Here is a 1,048-nt window from a genome sequence, read left to right as displayed (position 1 = left end):
CCTACACCCTTACCCCGGGACAACCACCGCCCGGGATGGACTACCTTCCTGCGTCACCCCATCACTCACCTACTAACCGCTTGGTCCGGCGGCTCCACCACTTTCCTTTCCCCGAAGGGTCCGGAACGGCTTCACGGCCTTAGCATCACGATGCTCGATGTTTGACGCTTCACAGCGGGTACCGGAATATCAACCGGTTATCCATCGACTACGCCTGTCGGCCTCGCCTTAGGTCCCGACTTACCCTGGGCAGATCAGCTTGACCCAGGAACCCTTAGTCAATCGGCGCACACGTTTCCCACGTGTGTATCGCTACTCATGCCTGCATTCTCACTCGTCAACCGTCCACAACTCGCTTACGCGGCTGCTTCACCCGGCAGACGACGCTCCCCTACCCATCACAGCCTCCGTTGGGAGTATTGCTGCAATGACACGACTTCGGCGGTACGCTTGAGCCCCGCTACATTGTCGGCGCGGAATCACTAGACCAGTGAGCTATTACGCACTCTTTCAAGGGTGGCTGCTTCTAAGCCAACCTCCTGGTTGTCTCTGCGACTCCACATCCTTTCCCACTTAGCGTACGCTTAGGGGCCTTAGTCGATGCTCTGGGCTGTTTCCCTCTCGACCATGGAGCTTATCCCCCACAGTCTCACTGCCGCGCTCTCACTTACCGGCATTCGGAGTTTGGCTAAGGTCAGTAACCCGGTAGGGCCCATCGCCTATCCAGTGCTCTACCTCCGGCAAGAAACACACGACGCTGCACCTAAATGCATTTCGGGGAGAACCAGCTATCACGGAGTTTGATTGGCCTTTCACCCCTAACCACAGGTCATCCCCCAGGTTTTCAACCCTGGTGGGTTCGGTCCTCCACGAAGTCTTACCTCCGCTTCAACCTGCCCATGGCTAGATCACTCCGCTTCGGGTCTTGAGCGTGCTACTGAATCGCCCTGTTCGGACTCGCTTTCGCTACGGCTACCCCACCCGGGTTAACCTCGCAACACACCGCAAACTCGCAGGCTCATTCTTCAAAAGGCACGCAGTCACGAGA

At 57.5% G+C, this 1,048-nt stretch carries 1 rRNA gene; it reads right to left on the bottom strand.

The features are described from left to right. Nucleotides 1–1,048, bottom strand: a 23S ribosomal RNA gene (locus ACFY32_RS34100); the annotation flags it as partial.

This window comes from Streptomyces sp. NPDC000134 (assembly GCF_042899225.1).
Lineage (GTDB): Bacteria > Actinomycetota > Actinomycetes > Streptomycetales > Streptomycetaceae > Streptomyces.
This window is presented reverse-complemented; position numbering and strand designations above follow the sequence as displayed.